Source organism: Veillonella parvula, from assembly GCF_032472435.1.
GTDB classification, from domain to species: Bacteria; Bacillota; Negativicutes; order Veillonellales; family Veillonellaceae; genus Veillonella; species Veillonella parvula_N.
The window spans coordinates 16,166-35,864 of the sequence record NZ_JAWEGM010000005.1; the positions used below are offsets into that span (position 1 = coordinate 16,166).

At 39.8% G+C, this 19,699-nt stretch carries 19 protein-coding genes; 3 read left to right on the plus strand and 16 right to left on the minus strand.

What is annotated here, in order from left to right:
* Positions 1-68: 68 nt before the first annotated feature.
* From trmD to ylxM, 7 genes are all read right to left on the minus strand, one after another.
* Positions 69-899: a tRNA (guanosine(37)-N1)-methyltransferase TrmD gene (trmD, locus tag E7A03_RS07540; RefSeq protein ID WP_316073958.1), complete on the minus strand. Its 831-nt coding sequence runs from the start codon at positions 897-899 to the stop codon at positions 69-71.
* Between the two features lie 120 nt (positions 900-1,019).
* Positions 1,020-1,517, minus strand: coding sequence for a ribosome maturation factor RimM (rimM, locus tag E7A03_RS07545; protein ID WP_105087063.1), 498 nt, complete (start codon positions 1,515-1,517; stop codon positions 1,020-1,022).
* On the minus strand, positions 1,517-1,924 hold the full coding sequence (locus E7A03_RS07550) for a YlqD family protein (RefSeq protein ID WP_004695569.1): 408 nt from the start codon (positions 1,922-1,924) through the stop codon (positions 1,517-1,519). The genes rimM and E7A03_RS07550 overlap by 1 nt, the downstream gene beginning before the upstream one ends.
* Positions 1,925-1,938: 14 nt before the next feature.
* Positions 1,939-2,166 carry a KH domain-containing protein gene (locus E7A03_RS07555; protein WP_004695567.1) on the minus strand — a complete coding sequence of 76 codons (228 nt, stop codon included), beginning with the start codon at positions 2,164-2,166 and terminating at the stop codon, positions 1,939-1,941.
* A gap of 21 nt (positions 2,167-2,187) precedes the next feature.
* The gene (rpsP, locus tag E7A03_RS07560; RefSeq protein WP_004695565.1) at positions 2,188-2,451 is read right to left on the minus strand and encodes a 30S ribosomal protein S16; all 264 of its coding nucleotides are present in this window, start codon (positions 2,449-2,451) and stop codon (positions 2,188-2,190) included.
* Between the two features lie 60 nt (positions 2,452-2,511).
* On the minus strand, positions 2,512-3,864 hold the full coding sequence (gene ffh / locus E7A03_RS07565) for a signal recognition particle protein (RefSeq protein ID WP_287507734.1): 1,353 nt from the start codon (positions 3,862-3,864) through the stop codon (positions 2,512-2,514).
* Positions 3,854-4,189, minus strand: a complete 336-nt coding sequence (gene ylxM, locus E7A03_RS07570; protein WP_287507736.1) for a YlxM family DNA-binding protein — start codon at positions 4,187-4,189, stop codon at positions 3,854-3,856. Before ylxM ends, ffh begins: the two co-directional genes overlap by 11 nt.
* A gap of 299 nt (positions 4,190-4,488) precedes the next feature.
* Between ylxM and E7A03_RS07575 the strand changes: the two genes are divergently transcribed.
* Complete coding sequence (locus E7A03_RS07575; RefSeq protein ID WP_278452038.1) at positions 4,489-5,814, plus strand: FAD-containing oxidoreductase; 1,326 nt, start codon at positions 4,489-4,491, stop codon at positions 5,812-5,814.
* A gap of 188 nt (positions 5,815-6,002) precedes the next feature.
* On the opposite strand, the gene E7A03_RS07580 is transcribed toward E7A03_RS07575, so the two are convergent.
* Together E7A03_RS07580 and E7A03_RS07585 are read right to left on the minus strand one after the other, a co-directional pair.
* Entirely contained in the window at positions 6,003-6,530 is a 528-nt protein-coding gene (locus tag E7A03_RS07580; protein ID WP_008715744.1) for an ECF transporter S component, read from the minus strand.
* Between the two features lie 207 nt (positions 6,531-6,737).
* On the minus strand, positions 6,738-8,912 hold the full coding sequence (locus E7A03_RS07585; protein ID WP_012864097.1) for a heavy metal translocating P-type ATPase: 2,175 nt from the start codon (positions 8,910-8,912) through the stop codon (positions 6,738-6,740).
* A 408-nt stretch (positions 8,913-9,320) separates the two neighbouring features.
* On the opposite strand from E7A03_RS07585, the gene E7A03_RS07590 reads away from it, so the two are divergent.
* A complete protein-coding gene (locus tag E7A03_RS07590) occupies positions 9,321-9,974 on the plus strand; it encodes a YigZ family protein (RefSeq protein WP_316073960.1) in 654 nt (217 codons plus the stop codon).
* A gap of 23 nt (positions 9,975-9,997) precedes the next feature.
* Here the strand turns inward: E7A03_RS07590 and E7A03_RS07595 are convergent, their stop codons facing one another.
* Positions 9,998-10,183 carry a hypothetical protein gene (locus E7A03_RS07595; RefSeq protein WP_316073961.1) on the minus strand — a complete coding sequence of 62 codons (186 nt, stop codon included), beginning with the start codon at positions 10,181-10,183 and terminating at the stop codon, positions 9,998-10,000.
* A gap of 195 nt (positions 10,184-10,378) precedes the next feature.
* On the opposite strand from E7A03_RS07595, the gene E7A03_RS07600 reads away from it, so the two are divergent.
* The gene (locus E7A03_RS07600) at positions 10,379-11,269 is read left to right on the plus strand and encodes a LysR family transcriptional regulator (protein WP_012864095.1); all 891 of its coding nucleotides are present in this window, start codon (positions 10,379-10,381) and stop codon (positions 11,267-11,269) included.
* Between the two features lie 188 nt (positions 11,270-11,457).
* Here the strand turns inward: E7A03_RS07600 and E7A03_RS07605 are convergent, their stop codons facing one another.
* The 6 genes from E7A03_RS07605 to E7A03_RS07630 are packed head-to-tail and all read right to left on the minus strand — an operon-like array spanning position 11,458 to position 19,669.
* Positions 11,458-12,408: a dihydroorotate dehydrogenase gene (locus E7A03_RS07605; RefSeq protein ID WP_077708266.1), complete on the minus strand. Its 951-nt coding sequence runs from the start codon at positions 12,406-12,408 to the stop codon at positions 11,458-11,460.
* Positions 12,408-13,175, minus strand: a complete 768-nt coding sequence (locus E7A03_RS07610; protein ID WP_077708263.1) for a dihydroorotate dehydrogenase electron transfer subunit — start codon at positions 13,173-13,175, stop codon at positions 12,408-12,410. The genes E7A03_RS07605 and E7A03_RS07610 overlap by 1 nt, the downstream gene beginning before the upstream one ends.
* Positions 13,176-13,179: 4 nt before the next feature.
* The gene (gene carB / locus E7A03_RS07615) at positions 13,180-16,380 is read right to left on the minus strand and encodes a carbamoyl-phosphate synthase large subunit (protein ID WP_077708261.1); all 3,201 of its coding nucleotides are present in this window, start codon (positions 16,378-16,380) and stop codon (positions 13,180-13,182) included.
* A gap of 1 nt (position 16,381) precedes the next feature.
* Positions 16,382-17,449, minus strand: coding sequence for a glutamine-hydrolyzing carbamoyl-phosphate synthase small subunit (carA, locus tag E7A03_RS07620; RefSeq protein ID WP_008715755.1), 1,068 nt, complete (start codon positions 17,447-17,449; stop codon positions 16,382-16,384).
* Entirely contained in the window at positions 17,449-18,735 is a 1,287-nt protein-coding gene (locus E7A03_RS07625; protein ID WP_077708259.1) for a dihydroorotase, read from the minus strand. Before E7A03_RS07625 ends, carA begins: the two co-directional genes overlap by 1 nt.
* A complete protein-coding gene (locus E7A03_RS07630; protein WP_316073963.1) occupies positions 18,719-19,669 on the minus strand; it encodes an aspartate carbamoyltransferase catalytic subunit in 951 nt (316 codons plus the stop codon). Before E7A03_RS07630 ends, E7A03_RS07625 begins: the two co-directional genes overlap by 17 nt.
* Between the last annotated feature and the right edge of the window lie 30 nt (positions 19,670-19,699).

A 19,699-nucleotide genomic window follows, 5' to 3' on the forward strand; every position in this document is an offset into this window, starting at 1 on the left:
CTATTTCCGCTCCAAAACGGGATTTAATGAAATTAGCTTTAAGTTAACCTATTCGTTCGTGAATAGTCTCATCCTTCACCTTTATATCTTTTAGACTCTTCTTCAACAATCTCTTTTAATAGATTAACTTCTTCTTTTGATAATGGACGTTCTAATAAGTCTGGACGCAATAATCGTGTTCGTTTTAAAGCCTCCCTTTGACGCCATGCGGCAATATTTTTATGATGACCACTGCGCAATACATCTGGAACAGCCCACCCTCTAAATTCTGGAGGCTTTGTATATTGCGGGCACTCCAAAAGAGACTCATAAAAAGAGTCCTCTTGTGCCCCACTGGCCGCACCTAATACACCATGTATCATGCGAGCCACTGCATCAGTAACTACCATGGCTGGCAACTCACCACCAGTCAATACATAATCACCAATGGAAATCGTTTCATCTACAAGATGTTTCTCTACGCGATAATCTACACCTTCATAGTGACCACAAATAAGGACCACTTGATCATAGCTAGCCAATTCACGAGCCTTCTCCTGTGTAAAAGGCTGTCCTGTAGGTCCCATAAAGATAATACGACGTCGTATACTTTCATTAGGATTACCAATAAGACTCATTTCATCACACATCTCATCTGTGGTATAAGTATCATTAATATCACTATCATATTGAGCAATAACGGATTCTACGGCTTCAAAAATAGGAGGTGCCATCATGAGCATACCAGCCCCGCCACCATATGGTGTGTCGTCTACTTGACCATGCTTATTATGGCTAAAATCTCGAGGATTCGTTACACCTACAGATAGACGTTTTGCCTCGATAGCTCGTTTTATGATGGAATGATTAAAAAACGCATCAAAAAACTCTGGAAATAAAGATACAATATCAATACGCATAAACCGTCCCCTGTACTTATTAACTCACATTAACTCATTAGTATTATCTATATATAGCTATATTATATACCTTTTACGATAATATACCTATATGTAGATAAAACAAAACCGCCCAAAGGATTATATCCATTCAGGCGGATCTACGATCATCAATTTATTTTCCACATCGATGTCTTTAACGACCTCTTCAATGGCTGCAAATAATTGATCTGGTTCCCCATCTTTAGAGACCACATAGACATCATTAGCACCTGGTTGTAATACATCAGTAACTGTGCCAAGCACATTACCCATAGTATCTTGTACCTCAAGGCCAATGATATCAAAGATATAATAGCGACCTTCTGGCAATTCCACTAAATCTTCACGGCGCACTTGAATTTCTTTCTTACTCAATAATTCAGCCGTATTACGATCAGGAATTTCCTTAAAGGATGCTAATACAAATTGTTTGTGAAATCGTGCGGATGCAACGTGGTATTCTTTACCATCGATGTAACAGGCATCCATATGCATAAACCGTTCTGGAAAATCGGTTTGAGGCATAATACGAAGATCACCCCGCACGCCGTGCGGGGCGATGATAACACCTATTGTGATGAAATCGTTATGCTTCATTATTGACGAAACGCAACGATCTTACCGTCTTCTAATAAGATTTCAGCGCCCATCAAGGCATCCAAATTATCCCCGATTTTAACGGTAACTGTTTGCTCTAATGTACCTTGAGGAATTTCAGTTCCTAAAGACAACTCCTTAGCATCCTTCAATTTAGCTGTTACTTCTTCTTTGAAAGCCAAGCGTTTATTTTTTTCTTCGTCGATTTGTTGACGAATAGCAGTGAGACTTGTAGCATCAACTTTAGCTGCATCAGCCAAAATACGTTGAGCTTGGAACTCAATTGCTTCCAAATCTTTATTCACCATATCAAGACGAGTTTCAAGATCGGAAACAATTTTCGCTTTCAAGTCATCTGTTACTTTTGCTTTTACTGCTACAGGGACACGTAATGTCATTTCTTCCATTGGAATACTCCCTTTTAAACAATATCAACAGATATCTTTTTGTTCTCTTTAATAGCCGCCGCTTTCACCACAGAGCGAATCGCTTTAGCAATTCTACCTTGCTTTCCGATGACTTTACCCATATCCTCTGGGGCTACATGAAGTTCATAAACTTCCACATTCCCCTTTTGGACCATGGTAACAGAAACGGCATCAGGCTGCTTCACTAATGATTTCGCAATTAATGAAATTAATTCTATCATCACAGTATGCCTCTCTATTAATTACTTTTTAGCGTCTGCAAATTTTTGCATAACGCCTTGTTTTTTGAACAAGGAGCGAACAGTGTCAGTAGGCTGAGCACCTTTAGCTAACCAAGCCAAAGCTTTTTCTTCGTCTACATTAACGATAGCTGGTTGTTTAGTAGCATCATATTGACCAATTGTGTCAACAGGACGACCTTCACGTGGAGCACGTGCGTCAGCAACTACGATACGGTAGAAAGGAGCTTTTTTAGCACCTAAACGAGTCAAACGAATTTTTAACATTATGAAATTCACCTCCTTATACTGATGTAAATGGACAAGTTCAGCGCCCCTGTCCATGTATTACATAAACGGTAATTTAGGCATTCCAGGGAAGCCGCCCTTACCGCCACGTAAACCTTGCATGCGCTTCATCATCTTTCGCGCTTCTTCAAATTGTTTCAACAAGCGATTTACATCTTGAACCTGTGTACCAGAACCTAATGCAATACGCTTGCGACGAGAACCATTAAGAATACTTGGATTTTCTCGCTCTGCCGCCGTCATGGATGTAATGATAGCCTCAATACGACGCACCTCTTTACTATTCAAATCAAGGTCTTTTAATTGATCCTTAACTTGCCCCATGCCTGGCAACATGCCAATAATATTTTGTAATGGCCCTAACTTTCTCACCTGGTTCATCTGTTTTAAGAAGTCATCCAAGGTGAAATTATTTTTCGCCATTTTCTTAGCCATTTCACGAGCTTCTTCTTCATCGATGGCACCTTGAACATTTTCAATCAATGTTTTAAAGTCGCCCAAATCTAGGATACGAGAAGCCATGCGGTCTGGATAGAATACATCAAAACCATCCATTTTTTCGCTCACACCAGTGAACTTGATTGGCAAGCCTGTTACGGCTTTGATAGACAATGCGGCACCACCGCGCGCATCACCATCGAGTTTAGTAAGGATAACACCGTCAACACCTAATTTTTCATTAAATGTTTGCGCTGTAGTTACCGCATCTTGACCGATCATGGAATCTACAACTAGTAGAATTTCATGAGGTCTAACAGCAGCTTTGATGTTGGACAACTCATCCATGAGGACTTCATCAATTGCCAAACGACCTGCTGTATCGATGATAACAACATCTTTCAGCATATGTGTGCTTTGCTCTACGGCGCGACGCGCAATATCTACTGGATTGGCATCAGGTGTTTCATCCGCAAATACAGGAATATCAATTTGCTTACCTACTACTTGCAACTGAGTAATCGCAGCTGGGCGATATACGTCGGCAGCTACGAGCATCGGACGCTTACCTTGTTTACGTAGGTATACAGCTAGTTTACCAGCAGTTGTAGTTTTACCAGCACCTTGCAAACCAACGAGCATGATAATAGTTGGAGGCTTGCTGGAAATCATGATACGACTTTGCGTACCACCTAAGAGAGCTGTTAATTCATCATTTACGATTTTAATAACCGTTTGAGCAGGGTTCAAGGAACCGAACACCTCTTCACCGAGGGCCTTTTCCTTAATGGACTTAACAAAGTCCTTCGCTACCATAAAGTTAACGTCTGCTTCTAATAGAGCCGTACGTACCTGACGCAACGCAAGATTGACATCATCTTCAGTAATTTTGCCCTTCCTCTTTAAGGATTGAAAGGCTTCTTGCAGTTTTTCTGACAAGCTATCAAATGCCATAATATCCCTCCATTTGCGCCAATACTTGTTGCACCTTAGTTTCGGCCAATACCTCTTTAGGCAATGTTGCTTTCAACTGTGAAAGCAAGCCTCCCCGTTGTTCATATTGTGCCACCAAGTGCAATTTTGATTCGTAATCATTTAAAATGTGTCGAGCACGCTGTAAATTATCGTGTACAGCCTGTCGTGATACGCCTAATTCCTCAGCAATCTCGCCAAGGGACATATCATCTTCGTGGTGAAGTTGTAAGGACATGCGTTGCTTGTCCGTCAACAATGGCCCATAGAAATCTAAGAGCAAACTTATGAGCACTCGTTCTTCCATTTCGCCACCTCCATCACTGTCAAGTCATATTACTTTACATATACTACCGTACATAAAGAAATGTGTCAAGTAGAAATACTTAACACACTTAATTTATTGATATAATCACAGATATACAAGCTATCTCATCCCCTTTAACAAAAAACCAATAAACTAATTGACTACCTTAACATAATCATTCTAGACAAATTTAATTCATAATCAATGATAATTAATTCTAATTTCTACTTTTATATCTATAATAATATGCTATAATATCAATATCTAATATTTTCAATATAAAAGATAGGAGGTATTGTATGAATACCAAACAATATGACATTATCGTCTTAGGTTTCGGCAAAGCTGGTAAAACCTTAGCCGCAAAATTTGGCTCTATGGGCAAATCTGTAGCCATGATTGAAGAAAATCCTCTAATGTACGGTGGTACATGTATTAATATCGCATGTATCCCTACTAAGACGATGATCATTGCCGCATCAAAAGGCTTATCATACGATCAAGTATTAAACCAACGTGAAGTTGTTACATCTCGCTTACGCAATAAAAACTTCGGTATGTTAGATACAAATGAACATGTCGATGTCTATACTGGGCATGGTGCATTTATTAGCAATAAAGAAATCGCCGTTACCGCTGGCGAGGATAAGATTATATTATCTGCTGACACTATCGTTATAAACACCGGTGCTGTAGCGATTAAACCTAATATTTCTGGCATTGATACGGCTACAGGTTTCTATAATAGTACAGAAATTCAACAATTACCTACTCAACCTAGTACATTAGGTGTTATCGGCGCTGGTCCTATCGGTCTTGAATTTGCAAGTCTATATGCAAAACTTGGTGCTAAGGTAACTGTATTCAACATCGAATCTAGCATCTTAAAACGCGAAGAACCTATCGTTCAAGAGCTAGCTACTGAGTACTTAACTGAACAAGGCATTACCATTCTTAATAATGTAACATTAGAATCTGTATCCAATGATGGAGACAAACCAGTTATCACCGCTAATAATCAAAACTACACTTTTGATGCTGTTCTATACGCTACAGGTCGCAAAGCCAATACAGCTAATATCGGTTTAGAACATACGGACATCGCTACTAACGAACGCGGTGCTATTGTAGTTAATGATACTTGTGAAAGCTCCGTCCCTGGTGTATACGCAGTCGGTGATGTAAACGGTGGTCCTCAATTCACATATGTATCTCTTGATGACTTCCGTATCGTATTTGGCACACTTACTGGTAACAGCCAGTATACCTTAAAAGATCGTAAAAATATTCCTTATACTACCTTCTTAACACCTCCACTTTCTCGTGTAGGTCTTACAGAAGAAGATGCAATCAACCAAGGATATACGGTTAAAACGAAAGAAATGCTCGTAGCTACCATGCCTAGAGCACATGTAAACGACTATTTAAAAGGCGCCTTTAAAATTGTTGTGGATGCGGATAACGACTTAATCCTAGGCGCTACACTCTATTCTCAAGGCGCAGAAGAATTGATCAACTTAATTAAAATGGCTATGGATAATAACATTCCATATACATATTTCAAAAATCAAATCTTCACACACCCTACAATGGCAGAAAACTTAAACGACCTTTGTAATTTCTAATAGTTTAATAGCTAATACAATCACTAATTATAAAATAATAACCTAACCAAAAAGCCTTTAGACGCTAAACTAATTTAGCAACTAAAGGCTTTTGTATTTATCGATATGATAGTTTATTTATCAATGTATCAGATTATTATAGCTTTTTTAGCAGTGCCTAACTAAAACATGCTAAGACATTGTAGCAATTAATTTTTAGTAAACAATCTGCGCACTATCGTTTGTAATTTAGGGGTTAATACAATAGCAACCACAATCCCTGCGGCACTTGTAATCAAAGAGTATTGAATTTTACTAGCCGCCACGACCGCACTTTCAAGAACGAACCACCACGCAAGGAAGTAGCCTAAAGCTGTCCAAACAGCACCAATAATAAGGGCTACTAAAATACGACCAAAGGATGCAGTTGGTTTTGTAATAGAGGGTGGCAGATAGCCTGCAGTCATACCACCTACGATAAGTCCTGCAATTCCTTTAATAAAGAAAGAGAATACGATGTACTGTGTATGACCACCAAAGAGATCAAATAGTGCAGATCCAATTGCCGCACCCAAGCCTCCATATAATCCACCAAAAAGTATAGATGTTGTAAAGAGTGCAGCCGATCCTAAATGAACCATAGCGCCACCTGGTATTTCAATGCGAATTGTAGTAGCCACTGCACATAACGCGGCAATAAAACCAATATAGACAATGTCTCGAGTACTTAATTTCATAATCATGAACCTCTCTTTTAAATCAATTACTATATTCAGTATAACAAATCATAAGCCGTCTAAAAACACCATTATCGTAGAAATTAAATATCCATTTCACGTCTCAATATAAGATATAAATATATACTTAACTATATGTCTGTAGATATAATAAAGCACCTATACCTCTGTATAGGTGCTTTATAGTATTCAATTATATGTATAATCTTAAATTTTAGCTCGTTTCAAACGAAGTGAATTACTTACAACTGTAACAGAGCTAAATGCCATCGCTGTACCAGCAATCATAGGATTTAACGCACCAATAGCGGCCAAAGGAATGCCAATACAGTTAAAGATCAATGCCCAAAATAGGTTTTGTTTAATATTGGTCATTGTCTTACGGCTGAGACGTACAGCTTGTACTAGTGTATGCAAATCATTACGTACGAGGACGATGTCGGCTGCTTCTACCGCAATATCTGTACCACTACCGATGGCAAAACCAATATCTGCCGTAACAAGAGCCGGAGCATCATTGATGCCGTCACCAACCATCCCCACTACAAGACCTTTATCTTGCAATTCTTTTACCTTGCTAGCCTTGTCTTGAGGCAATACTTCAGCTATAACATGAGAAATACCCGCTTGTTTAGCAATATATTGAGCAGTTCGACGATTATCACCAGTAAGCATCCATACATCAATACCTTGAGCATGTAACTCTTTTACAACCTCGATAGTTTCTGGACGTAATTCGTCTTCTACAGCCCACAAAGCACTAACAACGCCATCTACAGCTAGAACAGATACGGAAGCACCTTGTTCTTCAAATTGTAAAATATCTTCTTGAACCGCTGTTAAATCATAACCTAGTTCATTCATCCAACGACTGTGCCCAAGTTGTACGGATACGCCTTGGTATGCACCTTGTAACCCTTTACCTGGTACATCAGCAAAACTTTCAAGTTCAACAGCTTTACCTTTATAGCCATGATCTTCACCATAGTAAACCATGGCCTTTGCAATCGGATGAGATGTACCACTTTCAAGAGCCATCATAATAGACATATTAGTACTTTCATCACCATTATAATTTTTAAAAGCCGTCACATCCAATACACCCTGTGTAAGGGTACCGGTTTTATCCATAACAATGGCATCGAGTTTACCCGCTTTTTCAAGATATTCTGCACTCTTGATGAGCACACCGTGTTCCGCACCAAGGCCAGACCCAACCATGATAGATGTTGGTGTAGCAAGGCCAAGCGCACAAGGACATGCGATAACCAGTACCGCTGTTGCATTAATGAGAGCAACGTTAATAGAATCTCCCATAATGAAGTACCACACAAGACCTGTCAAAACAGCAAGGCCAATAACGGTCGGTACAAAATATTGAGCCACGATATCTGCAATACGTTGAATACTAGCCTTGGAGGTTTGTGCCTCTTCTACAACCTTGATAATTTGAGACAACATCGTATCGGAACCGATACGCTTGGCTTCCATGGTAAAAGCACCACTTAGGTTTATAGTAGCACCAATAACTTCAGAACCAACTTGTTTTTCTACCGGTAAGCTTTCACCGGTCAGCATAGCCTCATCTACTGTGGAATATCCCTCAGTAATCGTGCCATCAACAGGGATTTTTTCACCTGCACGAACTTGTAAAATATCACCGGCTACCACCTTAGATGTAGGGATATCAATAAATTCTCCATCACGCAACACATGAGCCGTTGCAGGTTGTAAGGCAATCAATTTTTGAAGTGCTTCGGAGGTACGCCCTTTTGCAATCTCTTCTAAAAGTTTACCAAGAAGGATAAAAGTAATGAGCCACGCAGAGGTTTCAAAATATATTCCATGAGGGCCTAATTCAGGGTGAAATTGCCAGTTATAGATACTGAATAGATAAGCTACCGTCGTGCCCATTACTACGAGTACATCCATCGTAAGCGCCCCATTTTTCACTGCACTCCAGGCGCTCTTATAGAACATAAGACCAGGACCGAACTGAGCAATAGTAGCAAGAACAAACTCTACCCATACAGGCAATGCCTGAATACCAAATCGATGTAAGGTCATATTAATCATCATCGGTACTGCCATACAGGCGGCAATAATAAGTCGTATAATATGAGGTTTTAAGTTAACCTTTTCTATTTCTTGCTTTGTTTCGTCTGCTTCTGTAGCACCAAAACCAATATTCGTAATGGCATCAATAATCTGTTGTGAATCTATAGTAGCGCCATCTTTATATTCAACGCTCCCCTTTCGAGTTAAGAGGTTGACCTTAACAGATTCTACGCCCTCGACTTTAGAAACAACGTTTTCAACGCGTTTTACACAGGCTGCACAGTGCATACCTGTAATATCAAATTCTTGTTTTTTTACGCTCATATTCACAGGCCTTTCTACTCTGTAGATATATCTTATCTTACAACTTACTATATTATTACAAATTCGTACTATATTTTGTATTTATGTACTTAAATATACGTCTAAACATCTATCTATAAAAAGCTATATATCCTATTGTAAATAAAATAGCAATAAACACGTTCACTAAGAATGTTTCAATATATTCTAAAACTTCAATATATGAACATATTACATGACTAACTACTCATATATCTATATTTAATGATAACATAAATTCTCATTACGTCAATATCCTACCAAATATAGAGGGTTATTTCTTTTTTATAAGGGAATTAACCGCTTTTACCTATACATAGCCTTCATAAATAGATTATAATAAAGTGATGATGAATAAACATAAGCTTTGATTCCAAAGGAGGTGAATATATGTCTGAATCAGTAAGCCCTACGGTGGAATTTATTTCTCTAGCAAAAGAATTTCGCCATGAATATGTTGTTGAAAAATCACGGTTTATAACAACTGTATATCCTTGCAAGACTGAAGAGGAAGCCCAAACCTTTATAAGCCGCATCAATAAAGAATTCTGGGATGCACGTCATAACTGCACAGCCTATGCATTAGGACCACAGCAAGAACAACAACGATCTTCCGATAATGGAGAACCATCAGGTACAGCAGGTAAACCAATGCTAGAAGTACTCAAAAAGACTGGCATTACCAATGTAGCCGTCGTCGTAACACGTTATTTTGGAGGTATTAAATTGGGCGCTGGTGGCTTGATTCGGGCCTATTCACACTCCGTTGCGGAAACCTTACGTCTTGCCCCTAAAGAACTACATACAACACGAACCCGAGTACAAGCAAAGATTGACTATTCGCTGTATGGAGCAGTAGAAAGATATTTACAGGACGAAAATTTACATTATGAAGCAAGCTTTGGTGAATATGTAGACATTACAATTCTAATACCACCTACTGATGTAGAGCGCATACAAAAAGAGCTCCAAGACATAAGTCATGGAGCTGCTACTTGTACTGTATTAGATTCTATTGAGGTGGTACTACCACTAGATAACTAATCTAGTTAGTAGATTCCAAACTTTTAATTGCTGTTATTAACTAAACCGGCTATGCCTTGACCGAGTTCACGACGTTTTTCCTTAGTCATAGGATAAGGCCATACTCGTTCTAATTGTTTTTTCCGGCTAATTTTATTACGAGCCGTCATTAATCTACGTGCTTCCCAATTACGAATTGCTTGACCTAAGGTTCTTTTTACCACGCCCATAGTAGTACCTACTTTCTTAACTCTTGTTGTATATCAAAATTTGTGATAAGTATAGAAAGATAATTTAAAACTCAATTTACTTTCTATTACTTTGTTGAATTTAGTATATATAGCATTTTATTAAATGTGAAATGACCGTTACTTAGTTCGTTATAATTTTTATTTATCATATTATGTGTATAATAGGGAGATTCTATGGATACATCTTACTACCACAATTTTATTACCCTTGTTCAAACGGGCAATATGACACAGGCCGCAGAGATTCTTCATATTACACAACCAGCGTTAAGTAAGCAGTTGAAATATTTAGAGGCTGAATTTGGGGCTCAATTAATCAACATTAAACGCGGCCAACGAGGATCAAACTTGCAATTAACAGATGCTGGTAAAATCTTCTACGAAAAAGCGCAACAACTCTGCTCTATTGAAGAATCTACATATAATGCTGTACAACAATTGAATTCACGCATTGAAGGTACTTTACGTATTGCGACGTCTGCATCTCGTTCAACGCCAATCGTACAGCAATATTTACCAGCTTTTTCCATGAAATATCCATCTGTCCATTTTGAAATTTATGAAGGACTTATGACAAATGTAGTGACCCAACTCATCAACGGTAGCGCCGAATTAGGTATCGCCAATATTCAAATGGTAGATGTCGATAAATTCGATATCCTGCTTACCCAAGAAGAGCATTTATACGCTATTTTCCGTCGTGATGTATTCTGGACAGATCGTGAGCATGATACCATCACGTGGGAAGACATAAAAAAATGTCCTCTATCCCTTTCTGGTGGCTCTGTTCGAATGATTATGCAGTCTAGCTTAACAGATATGGAGCAACTTAATGCGGTAGCTATAACTACAACAAAAAGCTCAGCTATTGAGTGGGCCTCTTCTGGTCGTACAGTTTCTTTAGTCCCAATGGACGCTAAGGAACTTATTAATCATCGCAAAATGGCCCGCATCAAATTGCCAGAATTCTCGGGGGATTTCAAAAAAGCTTTTATCACACTTAAAGGACATGCACTTTCCCCAGTAGCACAGCAATTTATTGACTTTTACAAAGCCTATGTATAATCATATTTGTACATACTATTACCATACTATGACATTAACAGCTCATATGATTGGTACCTATTTGATTATAGATGCCAATACAATACATAAGAAAAGACCTAGTACAATTTGTACTAGGTCTTTTTGTATCAGATCTTACATTACGGCAATGCTTATGGTTGCTTAAGTTCACCGTAGATATGATTTTATTAAGCTTGATGAACAGCACCTACAATATCAGTGATGCTGTTAAGATTATATTGTTCTACATATTCGCTCATTTCACGGGCAATACGTGAAATTGCTGTTGGATCTACCATCGTAGCTGTACCAACTTGAACGGCTTGCGCCCCTGCCATCATAAATTCGATAGCATCTGTGCCAGTCATGATACCACCAAGACCAATAATAGGAATAGTTACCCCTTTATAAACTTGATGAACCATGCGAAGAGCCACGGGCTTTACGGCTGGGCCAGATAATCCACCATAAATATTCCCCAATACAGGTTTACGACGGTGAATATCTATAGCCATGCCCAACAAGGTATTAATGAGACTTACTCCATTGCCACCACCGGCCTCAACAGCCTTTGCGATTTCTACAATGTCTGTTACATTTGGTGAAAGCTTAACGATAACAGGTTTATCCGTTACCTTACGAACCGCTTTAGTTACCGCTTCAACGACCTTTGAGTCTACACCAAAAGCCATTCCTTCACATTCTACATTTGGGCAAGATACATTAACTTCAAGGCCTGCAATACCATCTACAGATAGTGTTTCTGCCATCCACGCAAATTCCTCTACCGTACCAGCAGACATATTCGCTAGCAATGGTACATCATATTTCTCAAGATCCGGTAGAATTTCCCTAACAAAATGTTCAGCCCCAGGATTTTCAAGGCCAATGCAGTTCAATACGCCAGATGGTGTTTCTGCAATGCGAGTGCCAGGATTCCCATGACGACCTTTAGGTGTTAAGCCTTTTACAGAAATAGCACCTACTTCATTACTAAGGTCTAAATAACCAGCATACTCAGGGCCATTACCAAAGGTACCAGATGCAGCGATAATAGGATTTTTCATCTTAATCCCGCAGTAATCGATGGCGAGCTTTGGATTAGGCGTAACGGTGTTATTTAAATCGCGTTCACTCATTAAAAGAACACCTCCTCAGCTGGGAATACAGGACCATCTTTACAAACTTTATAACGTTTGCCACCGGCACCATCACAAGCGCAACCTAAGCAACCGCCCGTACCACATCCCATGCGCTCTTCTAAAGATACTTGGCATGGCACATCGAGTTCTTTAGCCACTTGTGCTACGCCTTTCATCATAGGCATAGGACCACAAGTCATAACAGAAGTAAACGAATTAGCATTAATTAGATCAGGCATAATTGCTGTAGGGAAGCCTTTTGTACCTACGCTACCATCATCAGTAGTGATGTGGACTTGAACAGGCGTATCTTTAAATAAATCAGCCCAGAAGGTTTCACTTTCATTTCTAAAACCAAGAATAACTTGTGCTTCTTCACCTTTTTGCAAATGAGAGGCGATACATAGCATCGGTGCAATACCAACGCCACCGCCAACGAGAAGCATATTATTAGATGTTACAAACGGTTCGCCCAAAGGTCCCAAACAATCTAATGTATCACCAGGCACGAGACGTGTCATAATTTTAGTCCCCTTGCCTACGACGCGATACAAAAGGGTAATCGTACCCTTTCGGGCATCAAATCCAGCATAGCTAATAGGACGGCGCAATAATGGCGCCGTAGAGTCCGCTACGCGAACATTACAAAACTGTCCTATCTTTGCTTCTGCTGCCTGTTTTGGTGCGTGAATATCCATAACCCACACATCAGAGCCTATTTGCTCATTGCGAACGACTTCGCCCTGTTCTACATAGCCACTCATGGTTTTACTCCAATTCAAAATCTTGTAATGCTTCTACAGTGTAGTTCGCATCATCTTTACGATTCGCCACAACACGCAATACTTCCCGTGCTGTATCGAGACTTGTTAAGCATGGTGTACCCATTTCTACAGCAAGACGGCGCAATTGGAATCCTTCGCGTTCAGGTCGTTTCCCTGCAGTCAATGTATTAAGTACAAGATCGACTTTGTCTTGACGAATGTGGTCAGCACAGTTATCATCACCTTCAGAGATTTTGTTAACTATTTTGCAGTCAACGCCATGTTCTTTGAAGTATTTACCAGTACCACCTGTCGCTTCAATATGATAGCCCAAATCAATAAAGCCTTTTGCTAATTGACTAGCCTCCTCTTTATCGCGGTCTGCAACAGTCATAAGGATTGTACCATCCTCTGGGATACGCATGTTGGCACCATTGATAGCTTTGAATAAAGCTTCAGAATATGTGCGACCAATCCCCATAACCTCACCAGTAGATTTCATTTCAGGTCCAAGAGCGATTTCTACAAGACCCATTTTAGAGAAGGAGAATACAGGTGCTTTTACAGCTACATATGGTTTATTAGGTACAAGACCAAGTGGTAAGCCTAAGTCTTTTAAGCTTTCACCAAGGGCAATGCGTGTTGCACATTCTACCATATTGATACCTGTAACCTTAGAAATGAATGGTACAGTACGGCTAGAACGAGGGTTAACTTCGATAACATTAAGCTCACCGTCAGCCACGATATACTGAATATTTAGAACACCTTTAACATTGAGACCTACCGCAATACGACGTGTATAATCTACGATTTGATCAATCAATTCTTGGCTCAAATGTTGAGCTGGATAAACGGCCATGGAGTCACCAGAGTGAACACCGGCGCGTTCGATTTGTTCCATAATACCAGGGATACATACATCGGTACCGTCAGAAATAGCGTCAACCTCTACCTCCATACCAACCATGTAACGGTCGATAAGAACAGGATGCTCCTTAGATGCTACTACGGCTTCCTTCATGTATACATCAAGCTCTTTATCGTTGTATACGATTTCCATCGCACGACCGCCCAATACATAAGAAGGGCGAACGATTAACGGGTATTTCAACTTTTTAGCTGCTTCTTGTGCTTCTTCATCAGAGGTTACCAGAGCACCTACTGGGCGAGGAATACCAAGTTTCGCCAACAATTCATCAAAGCGTTCACGGTCTTCCGCCATATCAATGCTATCTACGGATGTACCGAGGATTTTGACGCCACGTTCTGCCAATGGGCCTGCCAAATTGATAGCCGTTTGACCACCAAATTGAGCAATGACGCCAGCTGGCTGTTCTTTATTGATGATTTCCATTACATCGTCCACAGTCAATGGCTCAAAGTATAAAGAGTCAGAAATATCAAAGTCAGTAGACACTGTTTCTGGGTTGTTATTAATCATAATAGATTGGTAACCCGCTTTACGAAGGGCCCAAGAGGAATGTACGGAACAGTAATCGAACTCTACCCCTTGACCGATACGGATTGGACCGGAACCAAGTACCACTACGGATTTATCGCCTAATGGACGAACCTCATCCTCTTGTGCATACGCACTGTAGTAATAAGGTGTTTTAGATTCAAATTCAGCTGCGCAAGTATCTACGTATTTATATGTTGGAAGAATATTCCATTCTTTACGTTTTGCACGAACATCTTCTACAGTTGTATTAGCATAACGAGCGATAACAGAATCAGTGAAGGAATAACGTTTTGCTTTGCGCAATACATCCTCTGTTAAACCTTGCTCAGCCAATGCTTTTTCCACAGTAACAATGTTTTTAATTTTTTCAATAAAGAATGTATCAATTTTTGTAATATAGTGGATTTTTTCTACACTGATTCCCTTGCGAAGTGCTTCTGCTACAACATAGATACGTTCATCATCTACTAAATGTAAACGTTCGATCAATTGTTCCATAGACTCATGAGCGATTTTCTTAAGCTCAATATGGTCTAAACCAATTTCCAAGGAACGAATTGCTTTAAGTAAGGAGCCTTCCAAAGAACGGTCGATAGCCATAACTTCGCCAGTGGCTTTCATTTGTGTGCCCAAGGTACGATCTGCCAAATTGAATTTTTCAAAAGGCCAGCGTGGAAACTTAGTTACTACATAGTCAAGAGTCGGCTCAAAGCATGCTTTAGTTTCACCGGTTACAGCATTTGTAATTTGATCCAATGTCATGCCTACTGCAATTTTTGCTGCTACCTTCGCAATTGGGTACCCAGTTGCTTTAGATGCCAATGCAGAGGAACGAGATACGCGAGGGTTTACTTCGATAACAATATATTCGTTGCTATTTGGATTCAAAGCGTATTGTACGTTACAACCGCCTTCGATTTTTAAATAACGGATAATCTCTACAGATGCGGTACGCAGCATTTGGTATTGAATATCGTTCAAGGTTTGACTTGGTGCCACAACGATAGAATCCCCAGTATGCACACCAACAGGGTCAATATTTTCCATATTACATACGATGATGCAGTTATCTGCACTATCGCGCATTACTTCGTATTCAATCTCTTTCCAGCCTGCAACGGAACGTTCTGCTAGAATTTGGTGAATTGGTGAAAGTTTCAAACCACGACGTGTGATTTCATACATTTCATCTTCATTATGGGCAATACCTCCACCAGTACCGCCTAATGTATATGCAGGACGGATGATAATAGGATACCCAATACGATTAGCAAAGGCTACTGCTTCTTCAAGATCGTTAAAGATATCGGATTCAGGAACCGGTTGGTTGATTTCCTTCATCGCTTCTTTGAAGAGTTCACGGTCTTCGGCTTGTTTAATGGCTTCAAGAGTTGTACCAAGAAGTTTTACACCATATTCTTCTAATACGCCAGCTTCAGACAATTGTACCGCCATATTAAGACCTACTTGACCACCTAATGTAGCCAACAAGCCCCAAGGACGTTCTTTTTTTATAACTTCTGTTACGAATTCAAGACTAATCGGTTCTACATATACGCGGTCTGCAATATCTGTATCAGTCATAATAGTAGCAGGGTTGGAGTTAACTAATACTACTTTATAACCCTCTTCTCGAAGGGAACGGCATGCTTGTGTACCAGCATAATCAAACTCTGCAGCTTGACCGATAATAATTGGACCAGAACCAATTACAAGTACTTTTTTTGCTTCTGAGGTCATATTATTTTCCCTTTCTCATTAAGTCTTCAAATTCGTCAAATAAATATAGGTTATCAGTAGGTCCTGGGGATGCTTCTGGATGGTATTGTACGGAGAAGATTGGCAATTCTTTATGACGCATACCTTCTACGGTACCATCATTTACACTACGATGTGTAATTTCTACGAAATCTGGCAAAGAAGTATCATCTACCGCATAACCATGGTTTTGAGATGTAATATATACCCGGCCAGTACGTAAATCTTGTACAGGATGGTTAGAACCACGGTGACCAAATTTCAATTTGAATGTGGTGCCACCATAAGCTTGTGCCAATACTTGATGCCCCATACAGATGCCAAAGATTGGTTTCTTACCAAACATTTTCTTTACTTCTTCTACTGCATAGCCAAGATCTTGAGGGTCTCCAGGGCCATTAGATAAAAAAATACCATCTGGATTTGCTGCCAACACATCTTCAGCCTTAGCATCTGCAGGAAATACAGTAAGACGACAGCCTGCAGCTTCTAGAGAGCGAAGGATATTTTCCTTTACACCATAATCCATTACCGCTACGTGGAATTCAGCATTTTTATCGCCACGCATACCTTGCCATTTTGTAGTTACACGCATAACTTGATCTGTTGGCAAGTCTTGTTTAAACAATTTTTGAATATCCTCCATAGGGTAATCAGAGCGTACGAGTACGCCCTTCATTACACCATGGTTACGAAGAACACGTGTAATCGCACGTGTATCTACATCATAAAGGCAAGGGATGCCGTGCAAACGAAGATACTCACTAAATAACCCCTCATTTTGCCAGTTAGATGGAAAGTCACACAGTTCACCTACAATAAAACCTTTACAATATGGCTTAGGACCTTGAGTGATAGAATTTAAAGTACCATAATTACCAATTAAAGGATAGGTTAATGTAATAATTTGATCCGCATAGGATGGGTCAGTCAAGATTTCTTGATACCCGGTCATACCTGTGTTAAATACAACTTCACCTACCGTTGGGGCGCCACCTAATAAGGAACCTTCAAACACGGAACCATCTTCAAGAACTAACTTGCCTTTCATTATAAGACTACGCCCTCCTTCATAACAATTTTGCCATCAACTACTGTCAGTTTAGCTTTACCTGTAACAGTCATACCATCAAATGGACTAACTTTACCTTTTGTATGAAATTTATTTCTATCTACTGTCCACTTTTCAGTTGTAGAGAATACAGTAATATCCGCTGGCTTACCAACTTCAAGAACACCTGCATCAAGGTGCATCAACTCAGCTGGTCGAGTACTCATATAGTACACAACTTGATCAATACTAAGTTTATCAGGACCATATGCATTTGTAATAACCGCTGCCAAAGATGTTTCGAGGCCACTGAAACCATTTGGTGCACAGCAGAATTCATGGTCTTTTTCTTCGTATGCATGTGGTGCATGGTCTGTAATAATCGCATCGATTGTGCCATCTTTCAAGCCTTCTAATAATGCTTGGCGATGATCTTCTGAGCGAATTGGAGGAGCCATTTTAAATGCTGGATTATATTCGCGTAGGTATTCATCTGTGAAAGACAAATGTTGGCTTGTAACTTCACAGGTTACATTAAGGCCTTTAGCCTTCGCACGGCGCACCATATCTACAGTATTTTTACTACTTACGTGAGCAATATGGATATGACCACCTGTCATTTCAGATAACAAGATATCACGAGCAACAGCCAAATCTTCAGCTACTGCAGGGCGACCAATAACACCTAATTCATAAGAAACAATACCTTCATGCATATGGCCATTTTTAGTCAATGTAATATCTTCTGCATGGTCGATAACCATCTTATTAAACATGGACGAGTATTCTAAAGCACGACGCATAAATGCAGCATTTTCTACATAGTGGCCATCATCGGAGAAAGCTACTACACCAGCTTCTGCCATATCCCCCATTTCAGCAAGTTCCTTACCTTCAAGACCTTTTGATACAGCACCAATAAATTCTACCTTAACAACACCAGTAAGTTCGGCTTGCTTTTGCAACCCTCTTACGAGCGCAGCATTATCTACCACAGGATTTGTATTAGCCATAGTTACAACACGTGTGAAACCACCTGCAGCAGCGGCTTGTGTACCGGAGTGGAAATCTTCTTTCGCTTCTTGACCTGGCTCACGCAAATGTGTGTGAATATCGATAAGGCCTGGTGCTACAATAAGACCTGTTGCATCATATATTTCAGCACCTTCAGCATTTAAGTTTTGACCGATGGCTGCAATTTTACCATCTTTTACGAGAATGTCTGCTACTTCGTTTTGTTTTTTCGCCGGATTTACTACCGTACCATTTTTAATAAGCAAGCTCACTACCGTCACCTCCGATAATAGTTAAGTACAATATAGCCATACGTATAGCTACGCCATTACGCACTTGTTCTTGAATTACTGATTGATCAGAATACGCCACATCTGGTGCGATTTCAAGGCCGCGGTTCATTGGACCTGGATGCATTACCATTGCATCATCTTTAGCTAGTTTCAATACTTCATTATTGATACCAAAGATGCGTGCATATTCTCTATTTGTAGGATATAGTGCAGAGTGAATGCGTTCTAATTGAATACGAAGTACGTTTACCACATCTGCATCAGCAACTGCTTCACGAATATCATGGTGTACGGTAACACCTAATTTTTCAAGTTCTGGATATACCATTGTGCGAGGACCAGCTAGATGTACATCAGCCCCCATTTTTGTAAGTCCATAGATGTTGGAGCGTGCTACACGGCTATGCATTATATCGCCAATGATAACGACTTTTAAGCCTTCTATGGATTCTTTTTTCTCTAAAATAGAGTACATATCTAGTAAAGCTTGTGTTGGATGCTCATGAGCACCATCACCTGCATTAATGATGATAGGATCTACGGCTTTCGTAGCGTATAAAGGTGCACCTTCTGCGCTGTGGCGCATTACGATAGCATCTGTGCCCATGTAGGACATTGTTAACAATGTATCGCGGAAGCTTTCACCTTTACCCATGGAAGAACCACTAGGAGAAAGATTGATTACGTCAGCCCCTAAATATTTTCCGGCTAACTCAAAGGAACTACGAGTACGAGTACTTGGTTCCATAAAAAGGTTGATAATGGATTTCCCCTTTAATAGTGGAACCTTCTTGTCATCAGAAAGAACGATTTTCTTCATTTTCTTTGCCACATCTAAAATCAATTTGATTTCTTCAGGTGACACATTTTGCAAACCCAATAAATCTTTGCCTTTTAGGCTAACTTGTCCCATGATTTCCTCCTAACTCACGTAACAAAAAAG

Bases quoted from the DNA above. Each gene is read 5' to 3' on its own strand.
- ylxM (WP_287507736.1), bottom strand. From the start codon at position 4,189: ATGGAAGAACGAGTGCTCATAAGTTTGCTCTTAGATTTCTATGGGCCA.
- E7A03_RS07585 (WP_012864097.1), bottom strand. From the start codon at position 8,912: ATGAGCGTAAAAAAACAAGAATTTGATATTACAGGTATGCACTGTGCA.
- carA (WP_008715755.1), bottom strand. From the start codon at position 17,449: ATGAAAGGCAAGTTAGTTCTTGAAGATGGTTCCGTGTTTGAAGGTTCC.
- E7A03_RS07630 (WP_316073963.1), bottom strand. From the start codon at position 19,669: ATGGGACAAGTTAGCCTAAAAGGCAAAGATTTATTGGGTTTGCAAAAT.
- E7A03_RS07575 (WP_278452038.1), top strand. From the start codon at position 4,489: ATGAATACCAAACAATATGACATTATCGTCTTAGGTTTCGGCAAAGCT.
- trmD (WP_316073958.1), bottom strand. From the start codon at position 899: ATGCGTATTGATATTGTATCTTTATTTCCAGAGTTTTTTGATGCGTTT.
- rimM (WP_105087063.1), bottom strand. From the start codon at position 1,517: ATGAAGCATAACGATTTCATCACAATAGGTGTTATCATCGCCCCGCAC.
- E7A03_RS07610 (WP_077708263.1), bottom strand. From the start codon at position 13,175: ATGAGTGGCTATGTAGAACAGGGCGAAGTCGTTCGCAATGAGCAAATA.
- E7A03_RS07595 (WP_316073961.1), bottom strand. From the start codon at position 10,183: ATGGGCGTGGTAAAAAGAACCTTAGGTCAAGCAATTCGTAATTGGGAA.
- E7A03_RS07600 (WP_012864095.1), top strand. From the start codon at position 10,379: ATGGATACATCTTACTACCACAATTTTATTACCCTTGTTCAAACGGGC.
- E7A03_RS07550 (WP_004695569.1), bottom strand. From the start codon at position 1,924: ATGGAAGAAATGACATTACGTGTCCCTGTAGCAGTAAAAGCAAAAGTA.
- E7A03_RS07555 (WP_004695567.1), bottom strand. From the start codon at position 2,166: ATGATAGAATTAATTTCATTAATTGCGAAATCATTAGTGAAGCAGCCT.
- E7A03_RS07605 (WP_077708266.1), bottom strand. From the start codon at position 12,408: ATGAGTGAACGCGATTTAAATAACACCGTTACGCCTAATCCAAAGCTC.
- ffh (WP_287507734.1), bottom strand. From the start codon at position 3,864: ATGGCATTTGATAGCTTGTCAGAAAAACTGCAAGAAGCCTTTCAATCC.
- E7A03_RS07590 (WP_316073960.1), top strand. From the start codon at position 9,321: ATGTCTGAATCAGTAAGCCCTACGGTGGAATTTATTTCTCTAGCAAAA.
- rpsP (WP_004695565.1), bottom strand. From the start codon at position 2,451: ATGTTAAAAATTCGTTTGACTCGTTTAGGTGCTAAAAAAGCTCCTTTC.
- carB (WP_077708261.1), bottom strand. From the start codon at position 16,380: ATGACCTCAGAAGCAAAAAAAGTACTTGTAATTGGTTCTGGTCCAATT.
- E7A03_RS07580 (WP_008715744.1), bottom strand. From the start codon at position 6,530: ATGAAATTAAGTACTCGAGACATTGTCTATATTGGTTTTATTGCCGCG.